The organism is Clostridium saccharoperbutylacetonicum N1-4(HMT) (genome assembly GCF_000340885.1).
Classification (GTDB): domain Bacteria; phylum Bacillota; class Clostridia; order Clostridiales; family Clostridiaceae; genus Clostridium; species Clostridium saccharoperbutylacetonicum.
Genome location: NC_020291.1, coordinates 1,145,685 through 1,164,337, shown reverse-complemented (window position 1 = coordinate 1,164,337; position 18,653 = coordinate 1,145,685). Strand labels below are relative to the sequence as shown.

General features: G+C 28.7%; 15 protein-coding genes and 1 pseudogene. 6 read left to right on the top strand and 10 right to left on the bottom strand.

Annotation, left to right across the window (positions count from 1 at the left end; all coding sequences use genetic code 11):
* Positions 1 to 9: 9 nt before the first annotated feature.
* From CSPA_RS05135 to zapA, 4 genes are all read right to left on the bottom strand, one after another.
* On the bottom strand, positions 10 to 738 hold the full coding sequence (locus tag CSPA_RS05135; protein WP_015391150.1) for a 2-thiouracil desulfurase family protein: 729 nt from the start codon (positions 736 to 738) through the stop codon (positions 10 to 12).
* A 111-nt stretch (positions 739 to 849) separates the two neighbouring features.
* On the bottom strand, positions 850 to 3,210 hold the full coding sequence (locus CSPA_RS05130) for an endonuclease MutS2 (RefSeq protein WP_015391149.1): 2,361 nt from the start codon (positions 3,208 to 3,210) through the stop codon (positions 850 to 852).
* A 106-nt stretch (positions 3,211 to 3,316) separates the two neighbouring features.
* A complete protein-coding gene (locus CSPA_RS05125; protein ID WP_015391148.1) occupies positions 3,317 to 5,677 on the bottom strand; it encodes a U32 family peptidase in 2,361 nt (786 codons plus the stop codon).
* 14 nt (positions 5,678 to 5,691) lie between these two features.
* Positions 5,692 to 7,614 (bottom strand): cell division protein ZapA, encoded by a 1,923-nt coding sequence (gene zapA / locus CSPA_RS05120; protein WP_015391147.1) that lies wholly within the window; start codon positions 7,612 to 7,614, stop codon positions 5,692 to 5,694.
* A gap of 272 nt (positions 7,615 to 7,886) precedes the next feature.
* Here zapA and CSPA_RS05115 point away from each other — a divergent pair, with 272 nt between their 5' ends.
* The 4 genes from CSPA_RS05115 (at position 7,887) to CSPA_RS05100 (ending at position 12,222) form a co-directional block, all read left to right on the top strand.
* Positions 7,887 to 9,245 carry a Mur ligase family protein gene (locus CSPA_RS05115; RefSeq protein ID WP_015391146.1) on the top strand — a complete coding sequence of 453 codons (1,359 nt, stop codon included), beginning with the start codon at positions 7,887 to 7,889 and terminating at the stop codon, positions 9,243 to 9,245.
* 18 nt (positions 9,246 to 9,263) lie between these two features.
* Positions 9,264 to 9,986, top strand: coding sequence for a type 1 glutamine amidotransferase (locus CSPA_RS05110; protein ID WP_015391145.1), 723 nt, complete (start codon positions 9,264 to 9,266; stop codon positions 9,984 to 9,986).
* Positions 9,987 to 10,149: 163 nt separating this feature from the next.
* Positions 10,150 to 11,544 (top strand): D-alanyl-D-alanine carboxypeptidase family protein, encoded by a 1,395-nt coding sequence (locus CSPA_RS05105; protein WP_015391144.1) that lies wholly within the window; start codon positions 10,150 to 10,152, stop codon positions 11,542 to 11,544.
* Between the two features lie 99 nt (positions 11,545 to 11,643).
* Positions 11,644 to 12,222: a flavin reductase family protein gene (locus CSPA_RS05100; protein WP_015391143.1), complete on the top strand. Its 579-nt coding sequence runs from the start codon at positions 11,644 to 11,646 to the stop codon at positions 12,220 to 12,222.
* A 74-nt stretch (positions 12,223 to 12,296) separates the two neighbouring features.
* On the opposite strand, the gene CSPA_RS05095 is transcribed toward CSPA_RS05100, so the two are convergent.
* The 5 genes and pseudogenes from CSPA_RS05095 to CSPA_RS05075 form a co-directional block, all read right to left on the bottom strand.
* Complete coding sequence (locus CSPA_RS05095; RefSeq protein ID WP_015391142.1) at positions 12,297 to 13,439, bottom strand: hypothetical protein; 1,143 nt, start codon at positions 13,437 to 13,439, stop codon at positions 12,297 to 12,299.
* Between the two features lie 169 nt (positions 13,440 to 13,608).
* Positions 13,609 to 14,451, bottom strand: a complete 843-nt coding sequence (locus CSPA_RS05090) for a YitT family protein (protein ID WP_015391141.1) — start codon at positions 14,449 to 14,451, stop codon at positions 13,609 to 13,611.
* A 244-nt stretch (positions 14,452 to 14,695) separates the two neighbouring features.
* Entirely contained in the window at positions 14,696 to 15,487 is a 792-nt protein-coding gene (locus CSPA_RS05085) for an ABC transporter permease (protein WP_026106443.1), read from the bottom strand.
* Positions 15,488 to 15,506: 19 nt separating this feature from the next.
* On the bottom strand, positions 15,507 to 16,274 hold the full coding sequence (locus CSPA_RS05080) for an ABC transporter ATP-binding protein (protein ID WP_015391139.1): 768 nt from the start codon (positions 16,272 to 16,274) through the stop codon (positions 15,507 to 15,509).
* A gap of 34 nt (positions 16,275 to 16,308) precedes the next feature.
* Positions 16,309 to 16,776: pseudogene (locus tag CSPA_RS05075) on the bottom strand (ABC transporter substrate-binding protein); the annotation flags it as partial.
* A 96-nt stretch (positions 16,777 to 16,872) separates the two neighbouring features.
* Here CSPA_RS05075 and CSPA_RS30955 point away from each other — a divergent pair.
* A complete protein-coding gene (locus CSPA_RS30955) occupies positions 16,873 to 17,076 on the top strand; it encodes a helix-turn-helix domain-containing protein (protein ID WP_035281098.1) in 204 nt (67 codons plus the stop codon).
* Positions 17,077 to 17,266: 190 nt separating this feature from the next.
* On the opposite strand, the gene CSPA_RS05065 is transcribed toward CSPA_RS30955, so the two are convergent.
* On the bottom strand, positions 17,267 to 17,959 hold the full coding sequence (locus CSPA_RS05065) for a DUF3862 domain-containing protein (protein ID WP_015391137.1): 693 nt from the start codon (positions 17,957 to 17,959) through the stop codon (positions 17,267 to 17,269).
* A 265-nt stretch (positions 17,960 to 18,224) separates the two neighbouring features.
* Here CSPA_RS05065 and CSPA_RS05060 point away from each other — a divergent pair, with 265 nt between their 5' ends.
* Positions 18,225 to 18,626 carry a ferritin family protein gene (locus tag CSPA_RS05060; RefSeq protein WP_015391136.1) on the top strand — a complete coding sequence of 134 codons (402 nt, stop codon included), beginning with the start codon at positions 18,225 to 18,227 and terminating at the stop codon, positions 18,624 to 18,626.
* The last annotated feature ends 27 nt before the right edge of the window (positions 18,627 to 18,653 follow it).

Here is an 18,653-nt window from a genome sequence, read left to right as displayed (position 1 = left end):
TCTATTGTATTATTCTTCTTCATTAAGTATTTCTTCTACTTCTTCGATACTCAATCCTGTTGCTTCAGCAATTTCATCCAGTTCTTCAAAGCCCATTAAATCACGGGCCAATGAAATCATAAGCTTCTTCACATTTTCTTCAACCTTTGGAGGTAATTCTGACATATCTGTTAGGTTTTCAGTTAAATCAAAATATTCTTCCTCCTCATCATCTTCTTCCTCTAATTCAAAAAGACGTCTTTTCTTAGCCTTTTCTCTATCAAATTCATTAAGATATACCAATTTACTATTATTAATCTCTAAATCTTCGTCTGAAAATACTGTTATACCTTCATTTTCAAGTATTTTAGCAGTTATACCTTTGCCATTAATTCTATTTCCAGTAAATGTACCATCATGTACAAAATTAGCTCCACAAGAAGGACTTCCTTCCTTCAATATAGCCTTAGTAGCTCCAAGTTCTTTTGCTATTTTTAAGGTTTCATATGCTCCATTTAGAAACTTTTCAGTTACATCTTCACCCTTATTACTAATAGCTTTTCCGTTGCCTTCTATTATTTGACTTGCTGTATTATCTAATTCAACAGGATTTCTAGGCGTAGGTAATCCACCTAACTGCTCTGGGCATACTAGAACAGCTTTACCTTCTCTAAATAACTTTAAGCATCTTTCATTTGATCCACTTTTTCCATTATATCTACAATTCACACCGCATAAGCATGCACTTATTATATACATAAAACCACCTCTAATTCAGTTTACAGTTTACAGTTTACAGTTTGCAGTTAAAAACAAAATTTCACATAAACGTTTATGTTTCTAATTGCATACTATTAACTGTTAATTGGATTAGGCTTTTAGCTCTACCATTGTTACTCCATCTCCGCCTTCACCATATGCACCAAGTCTATAAGCTTTCACATGAGGATGTCTTTTTAGCATATCATTTATGGCTTTTCTCAAAATTCCTGTACCTTTACCATGAACTATTGTTACTTCTCCTAAATTAGCCATGTAGGCATCGTCTAAATATTTATCTGCCTTATAACAAGCTTCTTCTGCATCTAGTCCTCTTAAATCTACTCTTGACTCAACACTACTTAAATTTAATTTTACTTCTCTTTTCCTTCTGACTTTTTCTTCTTTAGTAGCTTTTGTTTTTCTTAAATCACTAAGTTTAACATTAATTTTCATAATTCCAGCTTCAACTTGAACTTCACCCTTATTATCTGGCATAGAAATAATAATTACTTTTTGATTTAATGATGGCAGCAAAGCTTCCATTCCCAAAGTAACCTTAGTTATAGCTTCACCTTCATTTTCCTTTGTATTGTGAATGCCTTTTTCTCTTTCTTCTAAATTCGCCTTAAGTTTTTTACGTTCTTCTTCAAGTCTATGTCTTCCACCACCTGATATTCCAAGCTTTTCAAGCTCTCTCATGGCTTTTAAAATTTCATCAGCTTCATCTTTAGCTTCTGAAATTATTTCTTTTGCTTCACGTCTTGCATCCATATAAGCTTTTTCTCTTGTATTATCAAGTTTTTCAAGCTTTTCCTCATACTTTTTCTTAAGTTCTTCTGCTTCTTTTTTAATTATCTTTGCTTCTCTTGCTTCTTGTTTAGCAACAATACTTTTTTCCTGAAGTTCTCTAATCAAATTTTCAAATTGAAGATTTTCTTCTGAAATATATTCTTTTGCTCTTTTTATTACACCTTCAACAAGACCTAATCTCTTGGATATTTCAAAAGCATTAGACTTTCCAGGCACTCCAATTAAAAGTCTATAGGTTGGTCTTAAGGTTTCTATATCAAATTCCACTGAAGCATTTTCTACACCTTCAGTTTTTATTGCATATGCCTTAAGTTCGCTATAGTGAGTAGTTGCTATCAGTTTTGCCCCTCTATTTTTCAAGGTCTCCAATATTGATACAGCTAATGCAGCCCCTTCAGTTGGATCTGTACCAGCACCAAGTTCATCGAATAATACTAACGATTTATCATCAACATGCTTCATAATTTCAACTATATTAGTCATATGAGATGAGAATGTAGATAAACTTTGCTCAATACTTTGTTCATCTCCTATATCAGCAAAAACCTCTGTAAAAAATGCTATTGATGAATTATCTCTAGCTGGAATTAAAAGTCCACTTAATCCCATTATATGAAGTAATCCAACAGTCTTTATAGTAACAGTTTTACCACCCGTGTTTGGTCCTGTTATCATTAAAGTTGTAAATTCTTTTCCTAGATAAACATCCGATGGTACCACTTTATCCCCAGCAATTAATGGATGTCTTCCTGATAAGATGCTAAAAGTTCCATCCTCAGTAACTATTGGCTTTATAGCATTTAACGCCGATGCATATTTTGCTTTTGCAAATATGAAGTCAAATTCAATTAATACCTTTAAATTGCTTAAACATTGTTCCCCATTAAGTTTGACCTTTGAAGAAAGTTCTGAAAGTATTCTTTCAATTTCAGCTTTTTCTTTAAGAACTAATTCTCTTATTTCATTATTCAAATTTACTAAGCTCATAGGTTCAATAAAAAAAGTCGCCCCTGTTGAACTCTGATCATGAACAAGTCCGGGAACTTGGCTTTTATATTCCGATTTTACAGGTATTACATACCTGTCACCTCTCATAGTGTATAAGTCATCCTGCAAATATTTTGAATTACTTTTTACTATAGAGCTTATTTTCTCCCTCACAGAAGAATTCTTTTCTTTAAGACTTCTTCTTATGTTGTATAAAGTTTGACTTGCCTTATCACTAATCTCATCTTCTGAAACTATAGCTCTTTCAATCTCTTCTTCCAACGTTTTTACTGGCACTAAAATATATGCTAAATCTTCAAGTCTTGGATATGACCTTTCTACTTCATCTCTCTTAAAGAATTCCTTCATAGTTCTAGAAGCTCTAAGCATTCCACCAATTCTTAATAATTGCTCTGGGCTTAAAGTTCCACCTTTTTTAGCTCTTTCAATTCCTTCATGAGTATCAGCAAGTCCTTCTAAAGGTGGATTCCCTTTAGAAATCAAAATTTCCAAAGCTTCATTTGTATCTTCTAACTTATTATTTATTTCATACAAATTATTATACGGTTCAAGTTTGTCTACCAAGTCTTTTCCAGCATTTGTTCTTGCATATTTTTTTATTTTTTCTTTTATTTTATTAAACTCTAATACTCTTAGAGATCTTTCATTCATTTACAACACACCCTTATGTCAGTTTACAGTTGTCAGTTTACAGTTCACAGTTATTCAAAATATTTTACTCCCCAACTGCAAACTGTACACTGTAAATTGTAAACTGTTATTCAACGCCTCTTCTATAGTGGCCTTTTGTATATTTTACATTTTCATTTTTCTTCTTATTAGAAATTTGATTTAAAATTTCCTTAACTTCTTCATAACATTCATCCTTAAAATCTACTCTAAAACTTGAAATATTAAAAGATTTAAGTTCTTCTACTTCTTCAATTAAATTTGTAGCTAATGAATTTAAAATATAACTTCTACAGCTATTATCTGCTAAAACACTAAAACTTTCGTTCATTCTATCTATTAATGTAAAGGTATCTTTCATACATGATTTACTGCATTCCTTTTTAGCAGATTTATTACCAAAAGTACTGCCTATTGGGCAATATTCACTAACCATAAGCTCTGTTTTCCCATAAATATTCACAGCAACCTTACAATTAATATCTTTCATTAGTTCTTTTATTTCTTTTCTATTTAATTCTAAGCTTACAGAAGAAATATCTACATCTTCAGCATAAAATTCAGCTGCTTCCTTATTGAATATATTTAGTTTATAATCGCCTATTATAAATAGTTTATCTTTAAAAAGTTTAATTATTCCTGCATTAGAAGTTATTATTCCTTTTATATAAGGTGTTAATTCATCAATTATCTTAACAATATAATTAAACTCACCTTTGATTATATTAGGTACATTTAAATATATGTTTTTATTTTCGATTCCTTGCTCATATAAATTCTTTAAATCTTCTTTATTCAAAGCTGTATTTTTTCTACTAAAAAATACATTTAAGGCTATATTTTTAACTGTTTCTTCTTCTACTAACGCCCTCAACTGCTCTTTTGTAATGCAGCTATAAATATATCCTAATTCCTCAGCAGATTTTATATTCTTAGCTTTAGGAACTTCTTCATTTCTTCTTCTCCTATATCCACTAACTTCTTTTAAGATTTTATCAAATAAATCTCTTCTTAAATTATTAATTGAAGCAATTCTTATAAATCCATCATCGAAAACATCAAAGAACACTTTATCAAACTTGTAAGGAATATCTCCAGATTTCTTTAAAGCTTCCTCAACTCTTTCTCTTGTTAAAGGCTTATTTTCAGCGGGTTCTACTATCTCTCCATAAACCTTGTATTCCTTATTATTAAATTTTGTTTTAATGCAAAGTGGTGCATTAACCTTAAATTCAATTTCTCCTACTAGATTTATTTTTTTCTTGTAAGGCTTTAAATCTTCTTTTAACTCATCATATAATCTTTTATCAGACATTTTATATAATTTATAGCCTTTTTTGTAGCCGCCAGTCGGAAACAACTTAACCTTATCGCCTATAAAAGCTTCTTTTACTTCTTGATTATTTTTTAAGATTTTACTTAAGGTAAACCCATCATCTAAAAAACGAATTCCATCGCCTAATCCAACATTTTCTTCCAATATTACTTCTCCACTATTTGTAACCTGTCCTATAAAAACTCCAGTATTTTTAGGATAATTATAGCTCATCATATCCTTACCTACATTTTTATATAAATATGCTTTAGCAAATCCTTCTCTATTAAATAATTGAGCTAATTCATTTCTGCCTTTATGTAAATCAAATTTTGTATTTACTATTACCTTATCAATTGCTCTTCTATAATTTCTAGTTACACCAGCTACATATTCTGGTTTTTTCATTCTTCCTTCAACCTTTAAAGATGCAGTACCACTTTTAATAATTGAATCTATATCTTCAACTAAACATGTATCTTTAGGACTTAAGAGATAGCCCTTTCTTTCTCCTAAAGTTTCACCTTGAAGTGTATATTGCATTCTACATGGCTGAGCACATCTTCCTCTATTTCCGCTTCTGCCACCTATCATAGAACTCATTAAGCACTGACCTGAATAACATACGCATAAAGCGCCATGCACAAATATTTCAGTTTCAATATTTAAATCCTTCGATATGTACTTAATTTCATCTAAAGTTAATTCTCTAGATAAAACAATTCTCTGCATGCCTTTTTCTATAAAATATAAGGCACCTTCAGCATTGTGAATTGTCATTTGAGTTGACGCGTGAAGTTCAAATTCAGGATACACATCTCTAATTAAACTAATTAAGCCTACATCCTGAATTATTAATGCATCTACTCCAATTTCATATAGGTATCCTACATATTTTAGAGCTTCCCTTAATTCATTTTGTTTTAAAAGCGTGTTCATAGTAACATACACTTTAACATTATAACTATGCGCATAATCCACTGCTTTTTGCATAGTTTCATTATCAAAATTAGAGGCATAAGCTCTCGCAGAGAACTTATTCCCCCCTAAATATATTGCATCAGCACCATTGTTAATGGCTGCAATTAAACTCTCCATACTTCCCGCTGGAGCTAATAATTCAATCTTGTTCATATTTCTCCTTTGCACTATCTTTTCTTGTTAACAACAGGTCCTACTTGCATTTTTTTAATTTTAGCAATTTCTATATCTTTATTTATTATTTCAGATTGTAATTCAAATAGTCTATGTTGAAAACCTCTAGACTCTTGTGTAAATTTTTCATTTTCATTAGCTAACGTTTCTTTTTCACTAGCCAAATTTGAAACTTTTTCTTGTAACTCTTCAATATTGTTCTTACTATTATCTAATTCCTTTTGCTTAGCTTCTATTTCTCTCTTTAATTTTAAGAAAATCCATTCTTTATCTTCAAGCTCTTTTTCTAAACGCTCTACTAATCTTTCCTTTCCTCCTAATTCTTCTTTAATTCTTCTTAATTCATGCTCTGCAGCCTCTATCACTTTTCGCAAGTCTTCTATTTCTTGAATTTTTGTATTAAGCTGCTTTTCACTTTCTTCTTGAGTTACTTTTAATTCATATTTTAATTTTTCATTATTGCTTCTTGTAACTTCAAGTTCTTCCTCTAAAATTTGTTTTTGTTTGTCAGTTTTTTCTATTTCTTGTGATAATCCATCATTAACATCTCTCATGTTTTTTATCTCAATATGTAAGTCTTCTTGCTCTACTTTTAATTTATTAATTTCTGTTGCCAATACATCCTTTTCTTCACTTAATAAATTAATTTGGTTAACTAAATCTTCATTTTCTTTTGTAATATTATTTATTTTATTTTTACCTTCTTTTATTTCCCTATCTGATTCTTCAATCAAATCATTTAATTCTTTTTTAATTTTATCATTTTCAATTTTACTTATTTCTATTTTATTATTTAATTCAATAATATTTTCTTTTTCGCTTTTTAAATCATTCTTCAATTCTTCTTCACTTAATAATAATTCTGCCACCTTATTATTTAATATTTCTCGTTCTTCCCTAGCCCTATTCTTTAACATAGTGTATTCATTAATTTTATTATCTAAATTTTTCTTACATTCAGTTAATTCATTGATACATTTAGTATACTCTCCATTTAGTTTATCTAAGTTTATTTTACATAAACCATAATCCTTATTTACTAATTCCTTACTAGCAATTTCTGCTTGTAAATTTGCTTTAACTTTTTTCAACTCTTCATAAGTATTGTTATAATCAACTTCAAGAGTTTCCTTACTTTTCTTTAATTCTAAAACTTCACTATCTAAATTACTATTAATTGAAGTGAATCTTTCTATTTCTTTAGTTAAGTGTAAGTTATTATCACTTGTTTCTATTAACTCTTTATTGATTTTCTCTTTTTCAGCATTTACATTGGCAATTTGATTTGTTAAATTTCTCACTTGTTCATTTGCTTGCTGTAGTTGTTTCTCTAATCTATGTTCTTTATTCTTTGCATCATCTGCTTTTTTATAAATAAACTTATTTTTTTCTTTGATTTCAGCAAGTTCTTTACTTAATGCTTCATTTATATTTCTGTTCTTTTTTAATTCCTCATTTACCAATTTATTTTGATTTTTAAGTTTGTCATTTTCTACTTTTAAATTATCTATTATATCCTTTAATGACTTATAAGTTGCCTCTTGGTCTTTATATCTAGTGTTTAATTCTTGCTCTTTCTTGTCAAACTCACTTTGAATACTCGACTTTTCTTTATCAATTGTCTCTATATTGAGCCTTACTTGTTCAAGTTCTTGCTTAATTTCTTTAATTTCTGCTTCTAAATTTTCTTTAACTTTTACTGAATTATCTAATTCTAAATCACAATCATAAAGCTCATCTGCAATATTTACAGCAGCCAAGACTGCTGCTGCTGTCGAACTAAAGCCAGCCTTTTTAGAAATTATTTCTTTAATTCTTGTATCAACATAATTTGCTACCCCTAGCAAATATTTTTCATCTTTTTCCCCTGTTAAAATATAATTCATGCCATTTATGTTAACTGTTACCTTGATCATAATAACACCTCGTAAAATTCTTTATTACCTTAATTATATGGCATAATTACTAATAAAACAATTGTCTAGACCTAACTGTAAGCCAATTGTTATAATTTCCTGGATAAATTCCAATTATATCCAAGTATTATTTATTGAATTTTAAAAAAACTCTCGTAGTTATCAAATTTTGTGCTATACTTATTGTGATTATTTTATTGTTTAATGATATAAAAATGATTAACTTTTTCATATTATGTTAATCATTTTTACTATATGACTAGAATTGGACGGTGAGTACGATAAATATTAAATCTATTTTAAGCATATTATTATCTAAAATTACTGCTTTTGCTGCAAAGCATATTGTAAAAGGTGGAAGTAACTTTCCTGGAAAAATTGCATTAAAAATTGATAAATCGATTTTGAAGACTGTTAGTAAAGGATATAAGGTTATTTTGGTAACTGGAACAAATGGTAAAACAACAACTACTAGTATGATTTATAATATCTTAAAGGAAAACAACTTTAATGTTATTACTAATAATACTGGTGCTAACTTATATCCTGGTATTGTAGCATGTTTTGTTTCAAATTATTCATTTTTTAAAAAGAAAAGTAATCCTTACGCTATAATAGAAGTTGATGAAGCCAATGTAAAGTTTATTACAAAGCATTTAACTCCTGAAATAATAACTGTAACCAATTTATTTAGAGATCAATTAGATAGATATGGTGAAGTGTACACAACTCTAGTTAAAATTTTAGAAGGTATAACTAATATTCCAGAAACTAAGCTTGTTTTAAACGGTGATGAATCTTTGCTTGGCAAATTAGATGTTAAAAATCCATCTGTATATTATGGATTTAATACTCCAATTAAAGAAGATACTTCTTTAGATATTAATGCGGATGCTAAATTTTGCAAATTTTGCAAAACACCCTATTCCTATAATTTAGTTACATATAACCATCTAGGCGATTTTTATTGTCCTGAATGTGGATATAAGCGTCCTGAACTTAGCTATGCTGTAAATAAAATTTTTGATTTAACTACTGAGAATTCATCAGTCTTAATAAATGATACAGAAATTTTTATAAGTCAATCAGGAGCTTATAATATTTATAATGCCTTATGTGCTTATTCAATTTCTAAAGAGCTTGGTATTGATGATTCAATAATTAAAAATTCTCTTCAAAAACAAAGCTCAAGTTTTGGAAGACAAGAACAAATAAAAATTGACAATAAAGATATTCAAATTATATTAGTAAAAAATCCTGCTGGATATAATCAGGCATTGGATACACTTGCACTTAATCAAAGTGAATTTTCTGCAGTATTTATGCTAAATGATAATTATGCTGATGGACGAGATGTATCTTGGATATGGGATGTGGACTTCGAAAAAATTTCCACATTAAAACTAGAAGATATTTTTGTTTCTGGCCTTAGAATGTACGACATGGCTGTAAGACTAAAAGTTGCAGGTTTAAATGTTGATAAGTTTATTTTAAAGGAAGATTATGAAGAACTAACTGAAAAAATAAAAGAATCGGCTTCTAAAAAAATATATATTCTTGCAACTTATACTGCGATGATTAATTATAGAAAATACCTTCATTCAAAAGGTTATATTAATAAGTTATGGTAAACTACGGAGGTTAAAAATATGGAATTGACTATTTGTCATTTATATCCTGATTTATTGAACGTATATGGTGATTTGGGTAATGTACTCATTTTAAAGCATAGAGCGGCTCTTAGAGGAATTGATGTGAATATAATAAACTCCTCGCTAGGTGAAAATATTGATAAAGAAACTGTAGATATTATTTTCTTTGGTGGAGGCCAAGATTATGAACAATCTATCGTATCAAAAGATTTAAATGAAGTAAAAAAGGAAGCTATGATAGATTATATTGAAGAAGGAAAGGTTCTTCTTGCTATCTGCGGTGGATATCAATTATTAGGTAAATACTACACGGCTCCAAATGGTGAAAAGATAGATGGACTTGGAATTTTAGATCTTTATACTGAAGGTGGAGATACTAGATTCATTGGAAATACTGAAATATATAATGAAAACTTCAATGAAACCTATGTAGGTTTTGAAAATCATTCAGGGCGGACTTATATAAATAACCATACACCACTTGGGAAATGCATCCATGGTTATGGTAATAATGGAGAAGATGGACAGGAAGGCTGCATCTATAAAAACACTTTTGGATCATATTTTCACGGCTCTTTCTTATCTAAAAATCCAGAATTTGCTGACAGGCTATTAATGTTAGCTTTAAAAAATAAGTATGGTCAAGATATACAATTAGATTCCTTGAATGACGAATTTGAGATTATGGCAAAAAAATCCATTATAGAAAAATTAAAATAAATCAAATTTTATACTATATAGTTAAATTTTACACTTAATATTTAGTGTTACTTTCATTGTTATAACATTACATAAATGTTATACTAAAAATGTTTTAATAAACAATGGCATGTTTAAAGAGATTATCTTTAATTGTGCCTAAATGGAATTGGAGAGATTATACTTGAAAAAAAATTTAATTTTAAAAACACTTATATTGACTGTTTCACTTTCTTTGTTTAGTCCCTTTGCTATAGCAAGTTATGCTGTGAACAACAATTCAAAACAGAAAACTGAAGCCACCTCAAAAACTGCCCCAAAAGCAAAAACCGAGGCTTCAACTAATACTACTTCAGAAGCAAAAACTGAAACTAACGCAGATGGCTTACCTGAAATAAAAGGAGAAGCAGCTTTAACCTTTGACTATGACACAGGTGAAATAATTTATTGTAAAGATGCTGACAGTAAAAGATATCCAGCTAGTACTACAAAACTTTTAACAGCTTTATTACTATCTGAAAATAAAAAACCTACTGATCAGCTTGAATATACTGAATCGGCAAAAAAGCAGCCTGAATATTCTTTAAATCTTAATTATATGCACAACACCATGCAACCTGGTGATACAGTAACTGCTGATGATATCATGAAAGGGCTATTACTGTTTTCAGGTAATGACACAGCTTATGTAATTGCAGATAATGTTGCAGGTGATTCTACTGCTTTTGCTGATATGATGAATAAAAAGGCAAAGGATCTTGGAGCTAATAACAGTAATTTTATTACACCTAATGGCTTACACAATGATAATCACTATACAACTGCTTATGACTTATCATTAATATTAAAGGCAGCCTTTGAAAATGACTGGGTAAAAAGTACAATGGAACTTGATAAAGCTCCTATTACTTTAAAAAATTCTAAAATTATTTTAGAAAACAGAAATCTAACTCTTGGAAAAAATGGTAATCTTGCCGGAAAAACTGGTACTACTGTTCCCGCTGGCGGATGTTTAGCTACAGTTTATGAAAGAGATGGCAGAAAAATCGTAGGTGTTGTATTAAAGAGTAGACAAATTGACAATGCTGATATGACAAAATTTAATGATATGGATGCTATAATGAATTATAGCTACGCAGCTACTAAATCAGTTTATAAAACTAAAGGTGATGATGTTGGAACAGCTGATGTAAGTTATAAACCATTTATTTTATTTGGACCTACAAAAACTATTTCTGTACCTGTTAAATTAACTCAAGATGTAAATTACTATAAAAATGCAATTAATGATGCTGAATCTAAAATAACTTTTGATGGAACTAATTCTAGTGCATGGAGTTTACTTTCTAATAAAAACATAAAGTTAACTTATAGTACAAGACACTATTCTGAAGAAGTTACTGGCTCAGTCGATATTACACTTAGTGCAATACTTAAGGATAACCTTATAATATATATTGCATCACTAGTAGTATTAATTATTATTATTACCTTAATTCTTCTTATTAAAGCTATGGCTTCAAATGCAAAACGTAGAAAAAGAAGTTATTCAAATAGATCACGTAGAAGAAGATATTAAAATTATTTATAGAATTTATTTAGGCATCTCTTAATATATAGGTTGATATTTAAGCTCCTAGCTATTTTGAGGATGCCTTTTTTGAAGGAGTAATTACATATGAATAAAATCAATTTTAAAGGAAGTGTAATGCTTAATCCTACCCCTGTAGTATTAGTTACCTCTAAAAACAATGCTGATAAAGTTAATGTATTTACAGTAGGATGGGTTAGCACAGTCTGTACTAAAGAACCTATTATTGCTATGGGAATAAGGCCTGAAAGATTATCACATGAATATATCAAAGAAAGTGGCGAATGTGTTATTAATTTACCAACCAGAGAAATGGTTAAAATAGTTGATTACTGTGGTGTGCGTTCTGGTAAAAAAGAAGATAAAATCAAACATTTTGGTCTACAGCTTAATAAAGGAGATTCCATTTCTACACCTTCACTACAAAAATCTCCAATAGCTTTAGAATGTAAATTAAAATCAATTACCCCTTTAGGGACTCATGATTTATTCTTATTTGAAGTATTAAACATTAAAGTAGATGAAGATTTACTAGATCCAAATGGTAAGATATGCTTTAATAGAGCAAATCTTATCTGCTATAGCCATGGAGAATATTATGGTTTAAATGCAAAACCTTTGGGTACTTTTGGATATTCAGTAAAGAAGAAAAAGAAAAAAAGATAGTAATTAATAATTGCCAATTATCAATGTTCATGAAATGATTGAGCATTGATGATTGGCAATTGTCTATTGAAATTTCACCCTTCTACTATGAAATGTTTTTCTAACGCGCAAATCATTTCCTCTCTAAAATTTTCAAAATCACTTATATTTAATACTTGTCCATTTTTTTTATCATACATTACTAAAGATATATATACCTCATCATTTTTATATGATAGCAAATATCCTAACTCCATATCTTTTTCTAAATCAATTCGCTTAAAATCAGAAACAGTGATTTGATACAGCTTAGATTCTTTTTTTTCTAAAACTACGCAATTTCTTTTACTACTCTCACTTTCTTTACTATTGCAATATCTTTCATCATTCAATGTAATAAACATATTATTTATATCATATCTTCCAAAAGGAAAATATAGATATCGCTTTTCTTTCAAAAAAGCTATTACATAGTCTTTTATTTCAGACTTAGGACCATGATATCTTTTCCCGTTCCTATTTATTGAAAACATTAAGCTTGTATAATTTCCATCCCATTCAAAATATTTTTTCTGCCAAGTTTCTAGAAATAATAACAGGTTTAAAAAATCAAGATTTTTATATTCATTCTTGATTAAATAATTATTTATATTTTCATATTCTAATTCTTCCCCTATTAACTTCTCTTCATTATTTAAAATCACTACTTGTCCACGTTCACTTAAAAATTTATAAAATTCACTTCCAAAGTTAGTAGTTAAAATAATTTTTAGAATAATCTTATTGTATGATAATATTTTTTCACTTGCATTCTCGCTATTATTTTCTAACTCTCCTGAACAATTATCTATATATTTTTTTACTAAAGTTGAATCTTTCTGTATATATCCTTCTTTTTTCAATCTTAATTGAATCAAATCACTTTTTATGTACTCTTCCATAAGATAATCTTGTCTTTTTTGATCTTTTCCTTTAATTGAAATAATTATTGGTATAATCTTCGATAATTTCTCTTCCAAAGCGTCTTCAATATCTCTAATATAATTTTTAGAAGAATTCAAAGTACATTTTTTATTCAAATTTTCTTTAAATTTATTAATAATATTTATCTCTTCAATAATATCTATTTCTTTTTTTAATACAGTTTTTTCTTCAATCTCTGAAACAATTAACAATTTACTTTTCTCAAAAGCATATCCTAATCCATAAGTTATAAGCAATTCATCGTCATAAGCCATCTTTACACGTCTCCCGCACTTCTTATTATTTGCTGTAATAATCCTTTGTTAAAAAGTTTAATATAACTATATTTAATTATAATTTGCTTTTATTCTGATATTCAACAAGTAAATATTGCTAACCCTATTTTATAGTATTCTTCTTTTAGATGTTTTAATTTATTACTTATTAATTATCTAAACTTTTGAACCCTTTTCCTAAAACTTCACTGGTTTCATTGACTGTAATAAAGGCTTCTGGATCGTTAATACTCATAAATTGTTTTAATTTAATAAATTGACCTCTTTTTAAAATAGTCAATATAACACAATTTTCATTCCCAGTATAACCACCTTTTCCATAAAATACAGTACACCCTTTGTCTATATCGTTAATTATAAAATCAGAAATAAGTTTTTCATGTTCTGTAAATACCATTACTTGCTTTGATACATTAAGTCCATCTATAAATTTATCAATTAGATTTCCTGTTAGATATATGCTTAATAAACCAAACAATGCTAGTTCAGTTCCAAAAGTGTACATAGCAAGTAAAACTACAACAGAGTCGGATATTAAAAGACTTTTCCCAAAATCTATATTCAAGTATTTATTTAAAATTTTTGCTATAATACTTGTTCCGCCAGTTGTTGCATCTTGAGTAAGCATAATTGCTGTACCTAATGCTAAAAGTACGCTTCCAAATATTGAAGCTAGCATTAAATTATTTGTAAAAGCTATCGGTGTATAAACCTTTTCTAATATTGCTAATGCAAAAGATAATGCAAAAGCTGCATACATGCTCTTTATTCCAAAATTACCTCCAATGAGGGTAAATGCCAATATAAACAATATAACATTACATACTATCATAACAAGTCCTGTATCAAATCCTAAAATATTATTTATTACTAGTGCTAGTCCAGACACTCCACCAGAGGCTATTTTATTAGGAAAGAAAAAGAACTCAAATGCTACTACTACAAGTGCTACACCTATTGTTATAATTCCATATTCCTTTAGTTTTTTCATATTTTCCTCCTTTGTTTTACGAAAATTTTATCTTAACTACAAAATCTACTTATATTATAAGTATTTTTATTATTCCAATACATATATTACCCATTTTTCCTTAAAAAATAAAGCCTTCAAAAAGAAAAAACTAGACTTGTGTAAAATAAATTACTTATAAGTCTAGTTAATATAGAATTTTATCTATATATTTTTTGAGGTTTAGTTGTCAATTTATAGATATAGAATTCTATTGCAAATACATCTAGCTTCTATCTTTAGCAAGTTTATTTTCTATTATTGCAACAACCTCATACATGATAAAAGCAATTACAGAAAGAATAACTATACTCATCATAACCATATCTAACTGGGCAACTTGTCCTCCATATACTATCAAAAAGCCCAAACCATTTCTAGCAACTAAAAATTCTCCCATTATTACACCAACCCAAGATAAGCCGACATTTATTTTTAAAGCTGCTATAAAAATCGGAATGGAATATGGAAATATCAAATACCGTAATATTTGTATCTTAGAAGCTCTAAATGTATTCATGAGCATAATTTTTTCTTTATCAATTTCACTAAAGCCTGTCAATACACTTATAATTGTTGTTATTACAGATATCAAAAGTGCAATAACTATTATAGCTGGCATACCATTTCCAATCCAGAAAATAATAATTGGAGCTAGAGCAACTTTAGGAAGTGCATTTAAAACAACTAAATAAGGATCTAATATTTTTGACAACTTAGGAGACCACCATAATACTATGGCTGCAAGCACTCCTAAAATTGTTCCCAAAGAAAAACCTAAAATAGTTTCATAGCAGGTAACACCTATATGCTTAAATAAACTTCCATCCTTATATAATCCAATAAAAGAATTGACTACTCTACTTGGACTGGAAGTCAAAAAAGGATCAATCCATTTAAAGTCAGCTGCTATTTGCCATAAAGCAATAAAAACAAATAAAATCATAACTCTGATAAAAGTTATTTCTTTCTTGGTTTTTCGCACTTTTTCCAAATAGACTTCATGTTCCTTAGAAATCTTGTTTATATTATTCTTCTTAAACACTTGTATGATTCAACTCCTTCCATAGCCTATTAAAATAATCTGTAAATTTTGGCTCTCTCCTCTTTTGAAATGGAGTTAAATCAGCATTGTTAAAATAAATTGGAACTTCAACTTTTACTTTTGATGGTCTTTGGGATAATACTATTACCTTTTCTGATAAGGATATAGCTTCAGCTATGTCATGGGTTACCATAATCGCTGTCTTTTTTTCAGATTTTATTATCTTATATACATCATCACATACCAAAAGTCTAGATTGATAATCCAAAGCTGAAAATGGTTCATCTAAAAATAATATTTCAGGATTCAAAGCTAAAGTTCTTATGAGTGCAACCCTTTGACGCATTCCTCCAGATAACTCACTTGGATAGTGATTTTTAAATCTTACTAAACCATAGGCATCTAGTAATTCATTTACTCTATTCTTAGCTTCATTTGTTAACTGTTTCTTTATTTTTAACCCAAGAATTACATTTTCCCAAACTGTATTCCATTCAAAAAGATGATCCTTTTGAAACATATACCCTATTTTATCTAAGTTCTTCTTTATAGACTCTCCTTTATATAAAACATCCCCTTGAGAAGGCTCTAATAAACCACTCATTATATTGAGCAAAGTCGATTTTCCACATCCTGATGGTCCTAGTATAGAAATAAATTCTCCATTATTTACTTCAAAATTAATATTCTTAAGGGCTTGAGTTTCTCCTTTAAGAGAATGATAATTCATAGATATATCTGTAACTCTTAGCAAATTCATATAAAATCACCACCTTTTAGTCTTTATGTGATTTCTATTTAACTGCTTTTTCAGCATAAGAGTTATCAACTATCTTGGAGAATTCTGGTCTGGCAGGAAGTAAACTCTTATCATAATCCGATATTATATCCATAAGTCTATTTAAATTTTCTTCTTTGATTTGTGGTGTATGTGCTATAGCATCTATCTTCTTGTAATTATCAATGACAGTCATAATAGTAGCTTTATCAGTTCCTGGAAAATATTTAATTATACCGTCAGCTACTTCTTCTGTGCTATGAGCAAAGAACCACTCTTGACCTTTATAAATAGCCTTTGTAAAACCTTCAATTACCTTTGGATTTTTTGTCATATAAGATTTTGTAGAAAAGAAACAAGTGTAAGGAATCTCCCCAGATTCTTCACCAACTGATGCTAGTATTGCTCCTGTGCCTTCCTTTACAAGAGCAGAAGCTGTTGGTTCAAAAAGTGCTACATAGTCGCCAGTACCTCCCTTAAATGCTCGGTACATGAAAAAGCGATTTTAGATAAGTGCATTTTAAGAGTTGATTTAAAAGATGAATTTAACGAGCTGCCAACGAATTCAATTGCTGAAAATTTGATTAGGTTTAGGAAGTTAAATAATTTAACTCAAAAAGAATTATCACTTCTTACTGGTATTAATAAATCAAGTATTTCTAAATATGAGCGTGGCGAGTTGTTTCCTTCTAGAAAAAACTCTATTATATTGGCTGATTTTTTTAGACTCGATACAAAATATTTTCATGAGGATTACTTTGAAAACTTAGCTGTTCATTGCTAATTTTTATCAAAAAAATAGTTAATGAATCCGGAACATTAACTATTATCCTTGTTATATAATTTATATAAAAATACCCTATAAGATAGATTTTTTATGTTGTCCATCCTATAGGGTTCATTTTATTTATCTTGGTTTTATTACATGTTTAGCACTAAATTTAATATTTCTTATATTCTGATAATCTTTTAATTTATTTTAACTCATATTGTGATTTTGTATCTAACTTATCATCACTAAAGTTAAATGTAGCAATTGAACCATCTTTATTAATATATGAATATAATTTAGCATCTGAATCCATTATTTTAGTTTCTGTAGATAATTCTCCATCCCCCAAAATTCCTTTAACTTGCTCGTAAGTCATACCATTTTGTATTTGATTATATTTATCCATTGTTATTTTAGCATCATAATCTTTTAAAAATGCTTGAGCCTTTATTGTCGCAGCACCATTTTGAAATGTTATACTTATATTTCCTATTCCAGAACCTTGCCATTGATACATTATTGTTCTTATTCCACCATCATCACTTGATGATGATTCTTTACCATCTCCAAGCAAGGCTTTTACCTCATCATACGATTGTCCCATTTTTATATTCATGAAATTTTCATATGTTATTTTAGTATCTTCTTTTTTAGTTTCTTCTTTCTTAGGCTCTTCTTTTTTATCATCTTGTTTAACATTTGTATCAGCACTTTCACTTGATGTATTTGCAGTTTCTTTAGAATTATCTGATTTCTTATCATCACTGCATCCTGATAATAGAGCCATACTCATCATAGTTAAAACAATAATTGTAATAAACCATATATTCGCAATGGTTTTTTTACTTTTCATGGAATAATTTCCATTGTTCTTACTTTTAATCATTTTTAGCATTATTTATCCTCCTTTAAAGTTTATATACTAATTTTATATTATTTAAGTTTTTTGTCAATAAATTGCAATAAAAAAAACTATATTGTAAAATTAAAAACAATTTTGACAAACTTATCATCATTTCTGTATGTGATTTGTTATAAAAGAGTACTTTATAATATGTTGACATTTTTATTTTAATATGTTACTTTAATTGTATCAAATTAAATTTAATCAAATTTGATTTTACATTATCACTTATCGAATATTATTAGGAGGTTGACTTATGAGTTTAATTGGATTGACTAAGGGTACTGATTTAGAAAAAAAAATTGATGAAATGTGGAAAGGTGAAGCAATGGCTGCAGCTGCTTATCATGCTTTTGCTATAGTTGCTAAAGAAAAAGGATTATTGGAATTATCAGAGTCATTAATGAAAATTGCTGCTGATGAAGCACGACATGGAGGTCTGTACGCTGCATTAAATGGTCACACAAATGAAAATTTATCAGAAACATTAAGTTCAATGGCTAATGGTGAAATTTCTGCCAGCGAACAAATAAAGGAATTATCTAATGAAATACATAAATTAGGTTTTGAGGAAGCTGCCCAAGCTGTAAAAGCTGCTGCTGAAGATGAATATGGACATGGCACACTTCTAAAAGAATTAGTTGAAAAATATTTATAAAGCCGTTAAAAAGCAATTGTTATTAGA

Excerpts from the sequence above, each read along its gene's own strand:
- CSPA_RS05135 (WP_015391150.1), bottom strand. The coding sequence starts at position 738 with ATGTATATAATAAGTGCATGCTTATGCGGTGTGAATTGTAGATATAAT.
- CSPA_RS05130 (WP_015391149.1), bottom strand. The coding sequence starts at position 3,210 with ATGAATGAAAGATCTCTAAGAGTATTAGAGTTTAATAAAATAAAAGAA.
- CSPA_RS05125 (WP_015391148.1), bottom strand. The coding sequence starts at position 5,677 with ATGAACAAGATTGAATTATTAGCTCCAGCGGGAAGTATGGAGAGTTTA.
- zapA (WP_015391147.1), bottom strand. The coding sequence starts at position 7,614 with ATGATCAAGGTAACAGTTAACATAAATGGCATGAATTATATTTTAACA.
- CSPA_RS05110 (WP_015391145.1), top strand. The coding sequence starts at position 9,264 with ATGGAATTGACTATTTGTCATTTATATCCTGATTTATTGAACGTATAT.
- CSPA_RS05100 (WP_015391143.1), top strand. The coding sequence starts at position 11,644 with ATGAATAAAATCAATTTTAAAGGAAGTGTAATGCTTAATCCTACCCCT.
- CSPA_RS05095 (WP_015391142.1), bottom strand. The coding sequence starts at position 13,439 with ATGGCTTATGACGATGAATTGCTTATAACTTATGGATTAGGATATGCT.
- CSPA_RS05090 (WP_015391141.1), bottom strand. The coding sequence starts at position 14,451 with ATGAAAAAACTAAAGGAATATGGAATTATAACAATAGGTGTAGCACTT.
- CSPA_RS05080 (WP_015391139.1), bottom strand. The coding sequence starts at position 16,274 with ATGAATTTGCTAAGAGTTACAGATATATCTATGAATTATCATTCTCTT.
- CSPA_RS05065 (WP_015391137.1), bottom strand. The coding sequence starts at position 17,959 with ATGCTAAAAATGATTAAAAGTAAGAACAATGGAAATTATTCCATGAAA.
- CSPA_RS05060 (WP_015391136.1), top strand. The coding sequence starts at position 18,225 with ATGAGTTTAATTGGATTGACTAAGGGTACTGATTTAGAAAAAAAAATT.